Origin of the sequence: Rhizobium sp. PRIMUS64 (assembly GCF_023006465.1) — a bacterium.
Lineage (GTDB): Bacteria > Pseudomonadota > Alphaproteobacteria > Rhizobiales > Rhizobiaceae > Rhizobium > Rhizobium leguminosarum.
The window spans coordinates 1-12,282 of record NZ_JALBGX010000177.1 but is presented as its reverse complement, the minus strand read 5'-3'; the positions used below and the strand labels follow the sequence as shown (position 1 = coordinate 12,282).

General features: G+C 61.4%; 13 protein-coding genes and 1 pseudogene. 6 read left to right on the top strand and 8 right to left on the bottom strand.

What is annotated here, in order from left to right; genetic code table 11:
• Positions 1 to 631 (top strand): annotated as a pseudogene (locus tag MOV76_RS35530) (phenylalanine--tRNA ligase subunit beta); the annotation flags it as partial.
• Positions 632 to 685: 54 nt separating this feature from the next.
• On the opposite strand, the gene MOV76_RS35525 reads toward MOV76_RS35530, so the two are convergent.
• The gene (locus tag MOV76_RS35525; RefSeq protein ID WP_018244386.1) at positions 686 to 1,045 is read right to left on the bottom strand and encodes a nuclear transport factor 2 family protein; all 360 of its coding nucleotides are present in this window, start codon (positions 1,043 to 1,045) and stop codon (positions 686 to 688) included.
• Positions 1,046 to 1,136: 91 nt separating this feature from the next.
• Entirely contained in the window at positions 1,137 to 2,132 is a 996-nt protein-coding gene (locus tag MOV76_RS35520) for an aldo/keto reductase (protein ID WP_247266288.1), read from the bottom strand.
• A gap of 124 nt (positions 2,133 to 2,256) precedes the next feature.
• Here MOV76_RS35520 and MOV76_RS35515 point away from each other — a divergent pair, with 124 nt between their 5' ends.
• Positions 2,257 to 3,165: a LysR family transcriptional regulator gene (locus MOV76_RS35515; protein ID WP_018244388.1), complete on the top strand. Its 909-nt coding sequence runs from the start codon at positions 2,257 to 2,259 to the stop codon at positions 3,163 to 3,165.
• Positions 3,166 to 3,210: 45 nt separating this feature from the next.
• On the opposite strand, the gene MOV76_RS35510 is transcribed toward MOV76_RS35515, so the two are convergent.
• On the bottom strand, positions 3,211 to 3,708 hold the full coding sequence (locus MOV76_RS35510; protein ID WP_028731767.1) for a ferritin-like domain-containing protein: 498 nt from the start codon (positions 3,706 to 3,708) through the stop codon (positions 3,211 to 3,213).
• 113 nt (positions 3,709 to 3,821) lie between these two features.
• Here MOV76_RS35510 and MOV76_RS35505 point away from each other — a divergent pair, with 113 nt between their 5' ends.
• Positions 3,822 to 4,511: a hypothetical protein gene (locus tag MOV76_RS35505; protein WP_131605439.1), complete on the top strand. Its 690-nt coding sequence runs from the start codon at positions 3,822 to 3,824 to the stop codon at positions 4,509 to 4,511.
• A 44-nt stretch (positions 4,512 to 4,555) separates the two neighbouring features.
• Here the strand turns inward: MOV76_RS35505 and MOV76_RS35500 are convergent, their stop codons facing one another.
• The gene (locus MOV76_RS35500; RefSeq protein ID WP_130653439.1) at positions 4,556 to 5,005 is read right to left on the bottom strand and encodes a GNAT family N-acetyltransferase; all 450 of its coding nucleotides are present in this window, start codon (positions 5,003 to 5,005) and stop codon (positions 4,556 to 4,558) included.
• Between the two features lie 14 nt (positions 5,006 to 5,019).
• Complete coding sequence (locus MOV76_RS35495; protein WP_247266287.1) at positions 5,020 to 5,967, bottom strand: aldo/keto reductase; 948 nt, start codon at positions 5,965 to 5,967, stop codon at positions 5,020 to 5,022.
• Between the two features lie 179 nt (positions 5,968 to 6,146).
• Here MOV76_RS35495 and MOV76_RS35490 point away from each other — a divergent pair, with 179 nt between their 5' ends.
• Positions 6,147 to 7,133, top strand: a complete 987-nt coding sequence (locus tag MOV76_RS35490; protein WP_130653440.1) for a Gfo/Idh/MocA family protein — start codon at positions 6,147 to 6,149, stop codon at positions 7,131 to 7,133.
• A gap of 103 nt (positions 7,134 to 7,236) precedes the next feature.
• Here MOV76_RS35490 and MOV76_RS35485 read toward each other — a convergent pair whose 3' ends face one another.
• Together MOV76_RS35485 and MOV76_RS35480 are read right to left on the bottom strand one after the other, a co-directional pair.
• Entirely contained in the window at positions 7,237 to 7,614 is a 378-nt protein-coding gene (locus MOV76_RS35485) for a GtrA family protein (RefSeq protein WP_247266286.1), read from the bottom strand.
• On the bottom strand, positions 7,611 to 8,618 hold the full coding sequence (locus MOV76_RS35480) for a glycosyltransferase (protein ID WP_130653442.1): 1,008 nt from the start codon (positions 8,616 to 8,618) through the stop codon (positions 7,611 to 7,613). Before MOV76_RS35480 ends, MOV76_RS35485 begins: the two co-directional genes overlap by 4 nt.
• 160 nt (positions 8,619 to 8,778) lie before the next feature.
• Here MOV76_RS35480 and MOV76_RS35475 point away from each other — a divergent pair, with 160 nt between their 5' ends.
• Complete coding sequence (locus MOV76_RS35475) at positions 8,779 to 10,626, top strand: hypothetical protein (protein ID WP_247266285.1); 1,848 nt, start codon at positions 8,779 to 8,781, stop codon at positions 10,624 to 10,626.
• Between the two features lie 128 nt (positions 10,627 to 10,754).
• Here MOV76_RS35475 and MOV76_RS35470 read toward each other — a convergent pair whose 3' ends face one another.
• On the bottom strand, positions 10,755 to 11,000 hold the full coding sequence (locus MOV76_RS35470) for a hypothetical protein (RefSeq protein ID WP_018447920.1): 246 nt from the start codon (positions 10,998 to 11,000) through the stop codon (positions 10,755 to 10,757).
• Positions 11,001 to 11,342: 342 nt separating this feature from the next.
• Between MOV76_RS35470 and xseA the strand changes: the two genes are divergently transcribed.
• On the top strand, positions 11,343 to 12,282 hold a 940-nt coding region (xseA, locus tag MOV76_RS35465), incomplete at its 3' end, for an exodeoxyribonuclease VII large subunit (protein ID WP_247266284.1).

Genomic DNA, 12,282 nt, shown 5'->3' with positions numbered 1-12,282 from the left:
GCTTGCCGGCGCCGGTCGCGCCTGGTCGAACGTCGCCAAGGGCGGCGGCAAGCCTGTCGACGTCTTCGACGCCAAGGCCGACGCGCTCGCCGTCATCGAAGCCTGCGGCCTGCCGATGGGCAATATCCAGATCGAGCAGGGCGGGCCGGAATGGTATCATCCCGGCCGCTCCGGCACGATCAAGATGGGGCCAAAAGTCGTGCTCGGCTATTTCGGCGAATTCCATCCGCTGACGCTGGAAGCGCTTGATGTCTCCGGCGCGCTCTGCGGCTTCGAGGTCTATGTCGACGCGATGCCGGACGCCAAGCGCAAGGCGACGCGCACCAAGCCGGCGCTCGAACTGTCGCCTTTCCAGGTGGTCCGGCGCGACTTCGCCTTCGTCGTCGACAAGACGGTGGAAGCAGGCGCGATCGTCAAGGCCGCAACAGGCGCCGACCGCAAGCTGGTGACCGGCGTCAATGTCTTCGACATTTTCGAGGGCGCATCGGTTGGCGAGGGCAAGAAGTCGGTGGCGATCGAGGTGCAGATCCAGCCGGTCGAGCGCACGCTGACGGACGAGGATTTCGAGGCGCTGACGCAGAAGATCGTCGCCAGCGTCACGAAATTCACCGGCGGTGTCCTCAGAAGCTGAGCTTCACCCAGCGTCGTCAAATAATGGACCGGTCGCCAATAGCGGCCGGTCTTTTCACAGATGCAGATGGAAGAGTTTGCCGACGATCGTCCAGCGGCCGTCGATCTTCAGCAACGAGAGATAATCGGTAAAGCGCATTCCGGCGAAATCGTCGGTGACCTTGACGCTTGCCGCATCGCCCTCGACGTCGACGCTCTGGATATCCATGTAGGGCTGCGTGCCGGGCGGCGCCGGCTCCTCCGCCAGGATCGCGGCGATGAATTCGTCCCGCGTCAGCCATTCGACGGCATTTTCGTAATGGCCGATGATCGAGCTTTTCGGGTGAAAGGCCTTTTTCAAGGCTGCCTCATTGGCGAAGGCCATGCCTTCGACATAGAGATGAACCGTCTGTTCGACTGCCTGCCTGTCCGACATATTTTCATCCCGTTCTTCGAGATGGCGTTAGATAGTTTCGCCAGCCCCGAAGGCAAGCCCGGCCGGTTGTGGCCGACCGGGCTTTTCAGGTTCAGATGTTCGTCATGGCAAGCGAGGCGTCCGAATAGCGCTTGCCGGCCACCTGCCCGGCTGGGATGACCTCCTCAAGCCTCGCAAGTTCCGCCGGGCTCAGCACGATATCGGCGGCCGCTGCGTTCTGTTCGAGATGATGAAGCTTGCGGGCGCCGGGGATCGGCACGATGTCGTCGCCCTGGTTCAACACCCAGGCGAGCGCCAGCTGTGCCGCCGTCACGCCTTTCTCGGCGGCAAGCCGCTCGAGCGTCGCGACGAGAGCGGCATTGGCGTCGAAATTTTCCGCCTGGAAACGCGGCACCTGCCGGCGGAAATCGTCCGCGTCGAGATCCTCCGCCTTGCGGATCGCCCCGGTCAGGAAGCCGCGCCCCAGCGGGCTGTAGGGCACGAAGCCGATGCCGAGTTGGCGGCATGTCGCAAGCACCTCCTCTTCGGGATCGCGCGTCCAGAGCGAATATTCGCTCTGGAGGGCTGCGATCGGATGGACCGCATGCGCGCGGCGAATGGTGGCGCTGCCGGCTTCCGAAAGCCCGAGCGCGCGGACTTTCCCTTCCTTCACCAGCTCTGCCATGACGCCGACCGTCTCTTCGATCGGCACGTTGGGATCGACCCGGTGCTGGTAGAAGAGGTCGATGGTTTCGATGCCAAGGCGTTTCAGCGAGGCCTCGGCCACCACCCGCACGTGCTCGGGGCGGCTGTCGACGCCGGCGATGGCGGCAATACCCGGCTTGCTGGCGTCGATCTTGAAGCCGAATTTGGTGGCGATCACCACGCGGTCGCGGAACGGCTTCAACGCTCTGCCAAGAAGAACCTCGTTGGTAAAGGGACCATAGACTTCGGCGGTGTCGAAGAAGGTCACGCCGAGATCGATGGCGCGATGCAGTGTCTTGATCGATTCCGCGTCGTCGCTGGCGCCATAGGCAAAGCTCATGCCCATGCAGCCAAGACCGACAGCAGAGACGGTCAGATCGTTTCCGAGTTTCCGGGTTTTCATGATGCGCTCCTTGAGCTGATTTTGAACCGCTAACGGATCGTTGCGGTACCGGCAGACCATATCGCTGCGGCATCAATCAGAAAATACATGCAGTTTCTAACAGGTTGTTCTATCATTTCGATCAATGAACAGAACACAGCTCTCACAACTCGCCGTTCTCGCCGCCGTCTCGGAGCATCGCAGCTTCCGGGCCGCGGCGAAGGAACTCCTCGTCGCACCCTCGGCTGTCAGCCATGCGATCTCCAGCCTCGAAGAAAGTCTGGGGGTGCGGCTGCTGGCGCGCACTACCCGCAGCGTGGCGCCAACGGAGGAGGGCCGCCTGCTTCTCGAAAGACTTCGTCCCGCACTCGAGGAGATCGATATTGCCTTGGAGGCCGTCCGCGATACGCGCGGCAAGCCGGCCGGAAACCTGCGCATCACTGCGCCGCGCTTCGCCTCCGATCTGCTGCTCGCCCCGCGCCTCGGCGACTTTCTCAACCTCTATCCCGATATTACCCTGGAGATCGCCAATGAGGATGGCTTCACCGATATCGTCAAGGAGGGTTTCGATGCCGGTATCCGGCTGGAGGAGAGCCTGGAGGCTGATATGATCGCGGTCAGGGTCTCGCCCAATCTGACGACGGTGATCGCCGCTTCGCCCGAATATTTCGAGCATCATCCGAAGCCGGAGCATCCGCGCGATCTCGTCCATCATCGCTGCATCAAGCGGCGCTTCACCAACGGCTCGATCTATCGCTGGGAATTCGAAAAGGACGGGCAGGAACTTGTCGTTTCGGTCGACGGGCCGCTGATCGTCAGCGAGGATCGGCTGGCCCTGCTCGCAGCGCTGAACGGTGCGGGTCTTGCCTATCTCTTCGACATGCGGGTCAATGCCGAACTGGCGAGCGGCAAGCTTGTGCGGGTGCTGGAGGATTGGTGCGCGCCCTATTCCGGGCCGTTTCTCTATTATCCCACTCGGCGGCAGATGCGCCCGGCGCTGCGCGCCTTCATCGATTTCTTCAGATACAGCGCGCAGGATACGGGCGGCCGGTAAGGAATGGGGACCGGGCCGCCCGTTTTTATTAGGGCGCCGTGTGCATCAGGCAGCCTTTGCCTTCTGGTTTGCCGCCGTGGTGGCGAGCTGGGAGAGGGTCTTGTCGGTGGCCGTTTCCTGCTGCAGCGTCTGGTCGAGCAGGCCGACGACCTCCTTCAGACCGAGCGTCGCGGCCCAGGTCTTCAGCGTGCCGTAGCGGGCGATTTCATAATGCTCGACGGCTTGAGCCGCAGAAATCAGGCCGGCATCGAGAGCTGACGTGCCCTTGAATTCCTCCATGATTTCCTCGCCCTCGGCGATGATGCCCTGGATTGCCTCGCAGGTCTTGCCCTGCGCGCGTTTGCCGATCAGCTCGAAAACCTGCTGCAGGCGTTCGACCTGCCCTTCGGTTTCCTCACGGTGTTTTTCGAAACCCTTCTTCAGTTCCGGGGATTGGGCGGCGCGTGCCATCTTCGGCAGGGCGCGCAATATCTGCCGTTCGGCAAAGTAGATGTCCTTGAGGGTGTCGTAGAAGAGATCTTCCAACGTCTTTTCCTTGGCCATTTTCTCGATCCTTGTTCTGGGGAAAACCGCGAATGCGGCGACACATTAAGAAGAGAAGACCGCGCTAATTGTTCCCGATCGATTTCGGGTGGACTGGAAATCGGTGCCGGGCGATGATTCCTGCCGTCGATGTGGGAGGTAAAGTCATGCGAAAGCCGAATTCGATGAAGGGTCTGGAGGACCTTGGCCGCGTGCGGCTGTCGCAAAACTTCTTCCTCCGCGATTTCCTGCATTCCGAAATCGCCGATTTTTACCGCATCCCCAATATCCCCGAGGATCCCGATCTGGCGATCGAGGCGGGCAAGAGGCTCTGCGAGGAGTTGCTGGAGCCGCTAGAGGCAACGTTCGGGCGCCTGCATATCCGCTCCGGCTATCGTTCGCCCGCGGTCAACAGGTTCGGCAATGAGAACAAGCTGAACTGCTCGACCAATGCCGCCACATCAGCGCATCACATCTGGGATATGAGGGACTTCGACGGCTGCATGGGCGCAGCCGTCTGCATTGCCGTGCCATGGATGATCGACCATTACCACGATGAAAGCGACTGGCAGCGGCTCGCCTGGTGGATTCACGACCACCTGCCTTATGCCTCGCTCTGTTTCTTCCCGAAGCTATGGGCATTCAATATCCAGTGGCACGAACGGCCGAAACGGGTGATCCAGAGTTATATCAGTCCGCGCGGCATCCTCACCAAACCCGGCATGGCCAATTGGGAAGGCAATCATTCAAAATGGTATGCGGGTTTTCCATCGCTTGCAGCGCCGCGCGTCTTTTCGAGAGCAAAGGACGCTGTAACACTTTGAATTGCTGGATAATTTTATCCCTAAATCGGTTCCGATTTAAGGAATTATGCAGTGAAGCTGATGCGATATCGGATGTGACCGTCGCTTTCGACATAGCTGTCGTAAAGCGCCCGCGCCGTCTTGTTCTGCTCGCTCGTATGCCAGTAGAGCCGTGACCAGCCCTTGGCTTTGCAGGTCGAAACGAGATCGTCCATCAGCGCCCGGCCGAGGCCTTTGCCGCGCGCCTCGGCATCGACGAACAGGTCTTCGAGATAGCAGTCCCTGCCGCGGATCCACGTGCCCTCATGCGTGAGATAGAGCGCAAAGCCCATCATCCTGCCGTCGACCTCGGCGACACGCATCGCGATTGCCGACGCCGGATCAAAGACCCGACGCCATGTCTGATCGGTGATATCGGCATCGACCGCGACTTCGTAAAAGGCAAGGTAGGCCGCCCAAAGTTCGCGCCAGCGGGCTTCGTCCTCGGGGCGGGCCTCGCGTATCTTCACGGTCATGGCGTCTCTTTCTTTCAGGCGCCGGCTTGGTCGAGCAGCGCCATCGCGTCATCGGAAAGCGCAAGTGTCGCCGATTTCGCCAGGCTTTCAAGCTGCGAAAGGCTGGTCGCGCTGGCGATCGGCGCCGTCACGCCCTTCTTGCGCAGTAGCCAGGCGAGCGAAATTTCCGCGGGCTTGGCGCCGGTTTCGGCAGAAATCTTGTCGAGCGCGGCCAGGATGCGCAGGCCTTTGTCATCGAAATATTTCGAAACCCGGCCCTCGCGCGCGCGGCCTTCCGTATCGGCCTTGCTGTGGTATTTGCCGGTGAGGAAGCCGGCGGCGAGGCTGAAATAGGTGATGACCCCGATGTCTTCCTTGACGCAGAGATCGCCAAGCGGCCCCTCGAAGCTGGCGCGCTCATAGAGATTATATTCCGGCTGCAGCACATCGTAACGCGGCAGGCCGGCCTTCTCGGCAGCGTCAAACGAGGCCTGAAGCAGTTTCGCATCATAGTTCGAGCAGCCGATGGCGCGGATCTTGCCCTGCTGCTTCAGCTTGGCAAAGGCGCCGAGCGTTTCCTCGTGCGGCGTATCGGCATCTGGCCAGTGCGAGAGATAGAGGTCGATATAGTCGGTCTGCAGCCGGCGCAGCGAATCCTCGACCGCCTTGAGGATATAGGTCTCCTTCAGCGTCTTTCCCTGTCCCATGTCGGAACCGACCTTGGTGACGATGACAGCCTTGTCGCGGGAAACCTTGGCTTGGCTTAGCCAGCGCCCGATGATCTCCTCGGAATCGCCACCCTTGTTGCCCGGAACCCAGGCGGAATAGACATCGGCCGTATCGATCGTGTTCAGGCCCGCATCGAAGAAGGCGTCGAGAATGGCGAAGGATGTTTTCTCGTCGGCCGTCCAGCCGAAGACATTGCCGCCGATGACGATCGGCGCGACCGAAAGACCTGTTTTTCCAAGCCGGCGCATTTCCATAACGCTCTCCAGAAGTGTGAAGGAATTGAAATCGCGAATACGGCAGAACGCCGCCCTGACAGAACCTAGCGCATTCCGGGCATCCGGGAAGGCAAACTTCCGTGATTTCAGGTCGCGCCATTGCGCCGCAGCCAAGGCCTGAATATGGTTCGCGGAAATCAGTTTGGGAGGCTTGGATCATGCTGCGCTTCGGTATCATTTCAACGGCGAAGATAGGCCGCGACAATGTCGTTCCGGCGATCCAGGATGCGGAAAATTGCGTCGTCACGGCGATTGCCAGCCGTGATCTGACGCGCGCAAGGGAGATGGCCGATCGCTTCTCCGTGCCGCATGCCTTCGGCTCCTACGAGGAGATGCTGGCCTCCGACGTCATCGACGCCGTCTACATCCCGCTGCCGACCTCGCAGCATATCGAATGGTCGATCAAATCAGCCGATGCCGGCAAGCACGTGCTTTGCGAAAAGCCGCTGGCGCTGAAATCAGGCGATATCGACGACGTGATCGCCGCTCGCGACCGCAACCGGGTGGTGGTCACCGAAGCCTATATGATCAACTATTCGCCGGTCTGGCAGAAGGTGCGCTCGTTGATCGATGAGGGCGCGATCGGGTCGCTCCGGCATGTGCAGGGCGCCTTCACCTATTTCAACCGCGACCCCGCCAATATGCGCAACGTTCCCGAGCTCGGCGGTGGCGGCCTTCCCGATATCGGCGTCTATCCCGTCATGAGCACGCGCTTTTCCACTGGCAAGGAGCCGCTCTGGATCCAGGCGATCACCGAGCGCGATGCGGATTTCGGCACGGATATCTATTCGAGCGTCAAGGCCGATTTCGGCGATTTCGAGCTGAGCTTCTATATCTCGACGCAGATGGCCAACCGTCAGGTCATGGTCTTTCACGGCACCGAAGGTTACATCGAGGTCAAGTCGCCGTTCAACGCCAATCGCTGGGGCCTGGAAGAGATCGAGCTTGCCGACCGCAGCCACAGGGAATCGCGCATCTTCCGCTTCCAGGACAGCCGCCAGTACAAGCGGCAGGTCGAGGCCTTCGCCCGGGCGGTGACGAACGGCAAGGAAGAGATCGTCACGCTCGAAAATTCGAAGCTGAACCAGAAGGTGATCGACGCGATCTATCGCGCCAGCGAGAAGGACGGCTGGGAGGCAGTCTAGCGCATAACCCCGAAAATCGGGATCGATTTTCGGAAAGGATTATGGGCCAATTTAAAGTGTTAGAGCGTCCTTTGCGCGTCCTTTTGGACGCGCGGCGCTCTAATCACTCGGCGCGGAAGACGAAGCGCGAATAGCCGAAAAAGCTGAAGACCATCGAGGCGAGGTTGGCGACCACCATGGCCGCAAGCGGCTGAAGTGCCGGCTGCGACAGCAGAAGCGCGCAATAGAGTCCGTAATTGACCAGCGCTGCCGTCACCCCGACCGAGCCGTAGCGGAAACCTTCGGCGGCAAGCGAACGGCCGGTGCGATCGAAGGTGAAGCGCCGGTTGAAAGCCCAGGTCGCCGCCATGGCGAAGGCGATCGCGGCGAGCCGCGCCAGAAACGGCCCGAGCGGCGTCAGATGGAGCAGCGCCGACAGGATGCCGGCATCGACGAGGAAGCCGATGCCGCCGGCAATAGTGAAGCGGATGAGCTTTTTCATGCCGCGTCCGCCTTGCCGGGACGGGCGCGCGATACCGGCCCTGCGTCGCTGAGCGGCGCCTTCAGCGCGCTCAGCCTCTCCAGGCCCATATAATGGATACGAAGCTGTTCGGCGCGGGCACGCGCAACGGAATCCAGGATGACGCCGGCGGTAAACAGCATGAAGGATATCATCATCAGCGCCGTCGACAGCACCCAGGTCGGCATGCGGCTGACGAGACCCGTCTCGAAATATTCCGCCAGCACCGGCGCCATGAAGCCGAGGCTCGCCAGCATGAAGGTGGCGCTGATTGCGCTGAAAAAGGCGAAGGGCCGGGTTTCCTTCATCAGCATCGCGAACATCCAGAGGATCTTGCCGCCGTCGCGGAATGTCGAAAGCTTGGAATGCGAGCCTTCCGGCCGGCGACCGTAGTCGAGCTCCAGCTCGCTGACCGGCAGCTTCAGCCGGGAGGCATGCACGGACATCTCGGTTTCGATCTCGAAGCCGCCTGATACAGCCGGGAAACTCTTGACGAAGCGGCGCGAAAACGCGCGGTAGCCGGAGAAGATATCGGTGAAGTCAGGGCCGAAGATCATCCGGTAGAGCAGGTTGAAAAGCCGGTTTCCAATCGCATGACCCTGACGGCCGGCATCGTCATGCACGCCGCGGCGAGTGCCGACCACCATGTCGGCGCGCTCCGTCAGCAGCGTGCGCACCAGCTCTTCGGCATCCTCCGGGGCATAGGTGCCGTCACCGTCGGCGATGATGTAGATGTCGGCGTCGATATCGGCGAACATGCGGCGCACGACATGGCCCTTGCCCTGGCGCCGCTCGCGCACGACATGCGCGCCGGCAAGCATTGCCTGCAGAGCGGTGCCGTCGGTGGAATTGTTGTCGTAGACATGGATCGCAGCATCGGGCAGCGTCGCCCGGAAGCCCTGGACGACAGGGCCGATCGTCGCCGCTTCATTATAGCAGGGAAGCAGGACGGCAATATTCAGATTGTCGGTACGCGATCGGGCCATGACTCTACTCGTTACACTTAAAGCCGCGCCCAGCCTAAATCACGCGCCGTTAATAAGACCCTATGACGCAGGCAAAATCGGCAGCTGCCACAAACGGCTTTACACTTTCTTGATCGGCGGCGGCTAAGCTTCGCTATCTGGAAACGAACCGCTAACCACAATGAACGCTGTGCAGTCGATCGCCCATGCATCCTCCGTGACCGGCGCCCCCAGGGGCGGGGTACGCGGCCTGCTGACGCGTCTCTGGCCAACCGTCATCGCCTATAGCGTCATCCTTGCCGCCGCCATCCTCATCACCAAGCTTTCCGGTGCCACCGATTACGTCGGCCCCGACAATGACGACGGAATGCGTCTCGTCGAAGTTCGAGATTTTCTGGCCGGGCAGGCCTGGTTCGATCTAATGCAATACCGTCTCGGCCTCGACGGCGGCACGCTGATGCACTGGTCGCGGCTGATCGACCTGCCGATCGCCTCGCTGATCTGGTTCTTCGGCCTGTTTGTACCCCATGAGACGGCCGAGGCGCTGGCGCTCGGCGTCTGGCCGGTATCGCTCATCCTGCCCGCCATGCTCGCCATGGCGGTTGCCGGTCGGCGCATCGGCGGCGTTGCCGCCATGCACATCAGTCTCGGCTTGACCGGTCTTGCGATCTACACCGGAAACCGTTTCGCGCCGGGCGCCATCGATCATCACAATGCGCAGCTGGCTTTGGTCGCGACGATGATCGCGATGCTGCTGGATCCCGAGCGTCGCGCCTGGAGTTATGCGGTCGCCGGCATCGCTGCAGCGGTTGCCATCGCCATCGGCGCCGAGACGACACCTTTCGTCGCCGCGGTCTGCCTGACCATTGCCCTGCTCTGGGCATGGGAGGGCGAAGATTTCGCTGCCGCCGCGAGGGCCTTCGGGCTGGCGCTGGCGATTGCGATCAGCATCCTCTTCTTCGCAACAGTGCCGCCCCGGCTTTATTCGATGGTCACGTGCGACAATCTCTCGCTCGGCTATTACAGCCTGGCGGCGATCGGCGGCGGGTTGCTGTTGTTTTCGGCGGTCTTTGCCAGCCACCTGCGCCGGCCCCTGCGCTTTGCCGCGCTCGCCGTCGTTGGCGCCGGTGTTTTCGGTTCGGCGATCGTGATCGCACCGCAATGCCTGAGCGATCCGCTGGCCAGTCTCGATCCGATGCTGGTCGAGCTCTGGCTGAGGAATGTATCGGAAGCGCAGTCGTTTTTCGTTCTCGGGCGCACCGATCCCTTCTCGATCGGTGGTTTCTATGCGGCCGGCCTGTTCGGTATCGCCGTCTGCATCTTCCGCGTCGCTCAACGTGACCGCGTGCAGATCCACCTGATCCTGCTCTTCCTGCTGATGACGAGCTGGGCAATCGCACTGGTCCAGGTGCGCGGTTCCACGTTCTCGAACCTGATCTCGATCCTGCCGCTTGCCTTGCTGATCATCGATATCAAGCGCATCTCCAACGGGGACAGCGAGAATGTCGCCGCCGCCTTCATCTATATCGTGACAGTGCTCGCCAGTGCTCCGGCCGCCTGGGCTGTCGGAGGCGGGTTTATCTCGCTGCAGATGGAAAATGCTGCCCAGAAGAAGGCCGCGAAGCCGGCAAAGGAGATTTCCTGCACATCGCAAGCGGCGCTGGCGCCGCTCGCCGGGCTACAGGCCGGACTGATCTCCGCGCCGTCGGAAATGGGCGTGCCGATCCTCCGCTTCACCAAGAACCGGGTTCTCTCCGCGCCCTATCATCGCAATCAGGGCGGCATGCTGACGGAACTGCATATCGGCATGGCGGAGCCTCAGGAGGCGGAAGCCTTCCTCAAGGGGACTGGCGTGACGGCGCTTGCCTTCTGCCCCGGCGACCTGCAGACGCGCGAGATCGCCAAGCTGAAGCCGGATGGGCTCTATGCGCAGCTCGGCAAGGGGAATATCCCGCCCTATCTGGAACCGCTTCCGAAGGCGGCCGACATGGGCGTGCAATTCTTTCGCTATCGGCCGGCGATGAATTGACGCCGGCAAGTTTCAAGGATGGAATAAAGCATGTCGCGCAAAACTGTGCGGCGGTTTTGCGATAACGACATGCGTTTGAGATAAGGGCCTAAAGCGCGAGGAGCGATCTGAAAGATCGCGACGCGCTTTCAGTGTGAGACACGCGTGGCGCGACGGAGGCGCTGTTTGGCAAAGAGCCCGAGCACGAAGAGCATGAGGCCGCCATTATAGCCGAGCACGGCATAGACGAATGCCAGAATGGACACTGGGCCGGGCGAGGTTATCGCCGCCAGCGCGAATGTCATTCCGATCAACGCGGCGACCAACGCGATCACGCCAGCCGAGCGCATTTGCCCGGCGCTGATGCCCAATGCTGCTGCTGTGAGAATAATCATTTCAGCACCTTCCCAGAGATAACGAGGGGAAGCATAGGAAGCGCCAACTAACAAAGATTTACCGGCAGGCTTTGCCGAAAAGCCTTTGTATTGCGGTGGTTAGCAATCCCTTTCATGTGAAACGCATTGTCTAACTATACGTTCCGCAACAAAACAGATTTACTCGATTTTGTTGTTTGTCCACCTGGCTGCAACGAGTGCATGTGCAGGATGCGTTGAGACGAGCGCGCTCGACGCAACGGCGACGAACCCTCCCGCCAACGATTTCAACGGCCGGGAAAACCAAGCCCCGCCCCCAATGCCGACCTTCCCGTTTACCGCTGATGGACATAGAAAGGAGGGATGAGCAACGTCTTCGACAGCGATTCGCCGACCAACCTTGCCGAATATTCGGTTTCGGAGCTTTCCGGCTCGATCAAGCGCACCGTCGAAACCGCCTTTGACCAGGTTCGCGTGCGCGGCGAGATCTCCGGCTATCGTGGGCCGCACTCCTCGGGCCATGCCTATTTCGCGCTGAAGGACGACCGCGCCCGCATCGACGCCGTCATCTGGAAGGGCACCTTCTCGCGGCTGAAGTTCCGCCCGGAAGAAGGCATGGAAGTCATCGCCACCGGCAAGGTCACCACCTTTCCGGGCTCCTCGAAATATCAGATCGTCATCGAGACGCTGGAACCGGCCGGCGCCGGCGCGCTGATGGCGCTGATCGAGGAGCGCAAACGCAAGCTTGGTGCCGAGGGCCTGTTCGATGCCGCCCGCAAGAAGCGGCTGCCCTTCATGCCCAGCGTAATCGGCGTCGTTACCTCGCCGACCGGCGCCGTGATCCGCGATATCCTTCACCGCATCTCCGATCGTTTTCCCGTGCACGTCCTTGTCTGGCCGGTGAAGGTTCAGGGCGAGGGATCCGGCGAAGAGGTGGCGAACGCCATCCGCGGCTTCAACGCGCTGGAGCCGGCCGGCGCCATTCCGCGCCCGGATGTGCTGATCGTCGCGCGCGGCGGCGGCAGTCTGGAAGATCTCTGGAGCTTCAACGACGAAATCGTCGTGCGCGCGGCGGCCGAAAGCGAAATACCGCTGATCTCGGCCGTCGGCCATGAGACCGACTGGACGCTGATCGACTATGCCGCCGATGTCCGTGCTCCGACGCCGACAGGGGCTGCCGAAATGGCGGTGCCCGTCAAGGCCGAGCTCGAGGCGCAGGCCGCCGCTCTTGCCGCCCGCCTGCAGGGCTGCATGAACCGCCAGATGGATCAGCGCCGCCAGTCGGTGCGCGCCCTGATGCGGG

Coding starts and splice junctions, on each gene's coding strand:
- MOV76_RS35495 (WP_247266287.1), bottom strand. CDS start 5,967: ATGGAAATGCGCCGGCTTGGAAAAACAGGTCTTTCGGTCGCGCCGATC.
- MOV76_RS35500 (WP_130653439.1), bottom strand. CDS start 5,005: ATGACCGTGAAGATACGCGAGGCCCGCCCCGAGGACGAAGCCCGCTGG.
- MOV76_RS35475 (WP_247266285.1), top strand. CDS start 8,779: ATGAACGCTGTGCAGTCGATCGCCCATGCATCCTCCGTGACCGGCGCC.
- MOV76_RS35490 (WP_130653440.1), top strand. CDS start 6,147: ATGCTGCGCTTCGGTATCATTTCAACGGCGAAGATAGGCCGCGACAAT.
- MOV76_RS35520 (WP_247266288.1), bottom strand. CDS start 2,132: ATGAAAACCCGGAAACTCGGAAACGATCTGACCGTCTCTGCTGTCGGT.
- MOV76_RS35480 (WP_130653442.1), bottom strand. CDS start 8,618: ATGGCCCGATCGCGTACCGACAATCTGAATATTGCCGTCCTGCTTCCC.
- MOV76_RS35525 (WP_018244386.1), bottom strand. CDS start 1,045: ATGTCGGACAGGCAGGCAGTCGAACAGACGGTTCATCTCTATGTCGAA.
- MOV76_RS35470 (WP_018447920.1), bottom strand. CDS start 11,000: ATGATTATTCTCACAGCAGCAGCATTGGGCATCAGCGCCGGGCAAATG.
- MOV76_RS35510 (WP_028731767.1), bottom strand. CDS start 3,708: ATGGCCAAGGAAAAGACGTTGGAAGATCTCTTCTACGACACCCTCAAG.
- MOV76_RS35505 (WP_131605439.1), top strand. CDS start 3,822: ATGATTCCTGCCGTCGATGTGGGAGGTAAAGTCATGCGAAAGCCGAAT.
- MOV76_RS35515 (WP_018244388.1), top strand. CDS start 2,257: ATGAACAGAACACAGCTCTCACAACTCGCCGTTCTCGCCGCCGTCTCG.
- MOV76_RS35485 (WP_247266286.1), bottom strand. CDS start 7,614: ATGAAAAAGCTCATCCGCTTCACTATTGCCGGCGGCATCGGCTTCCTC.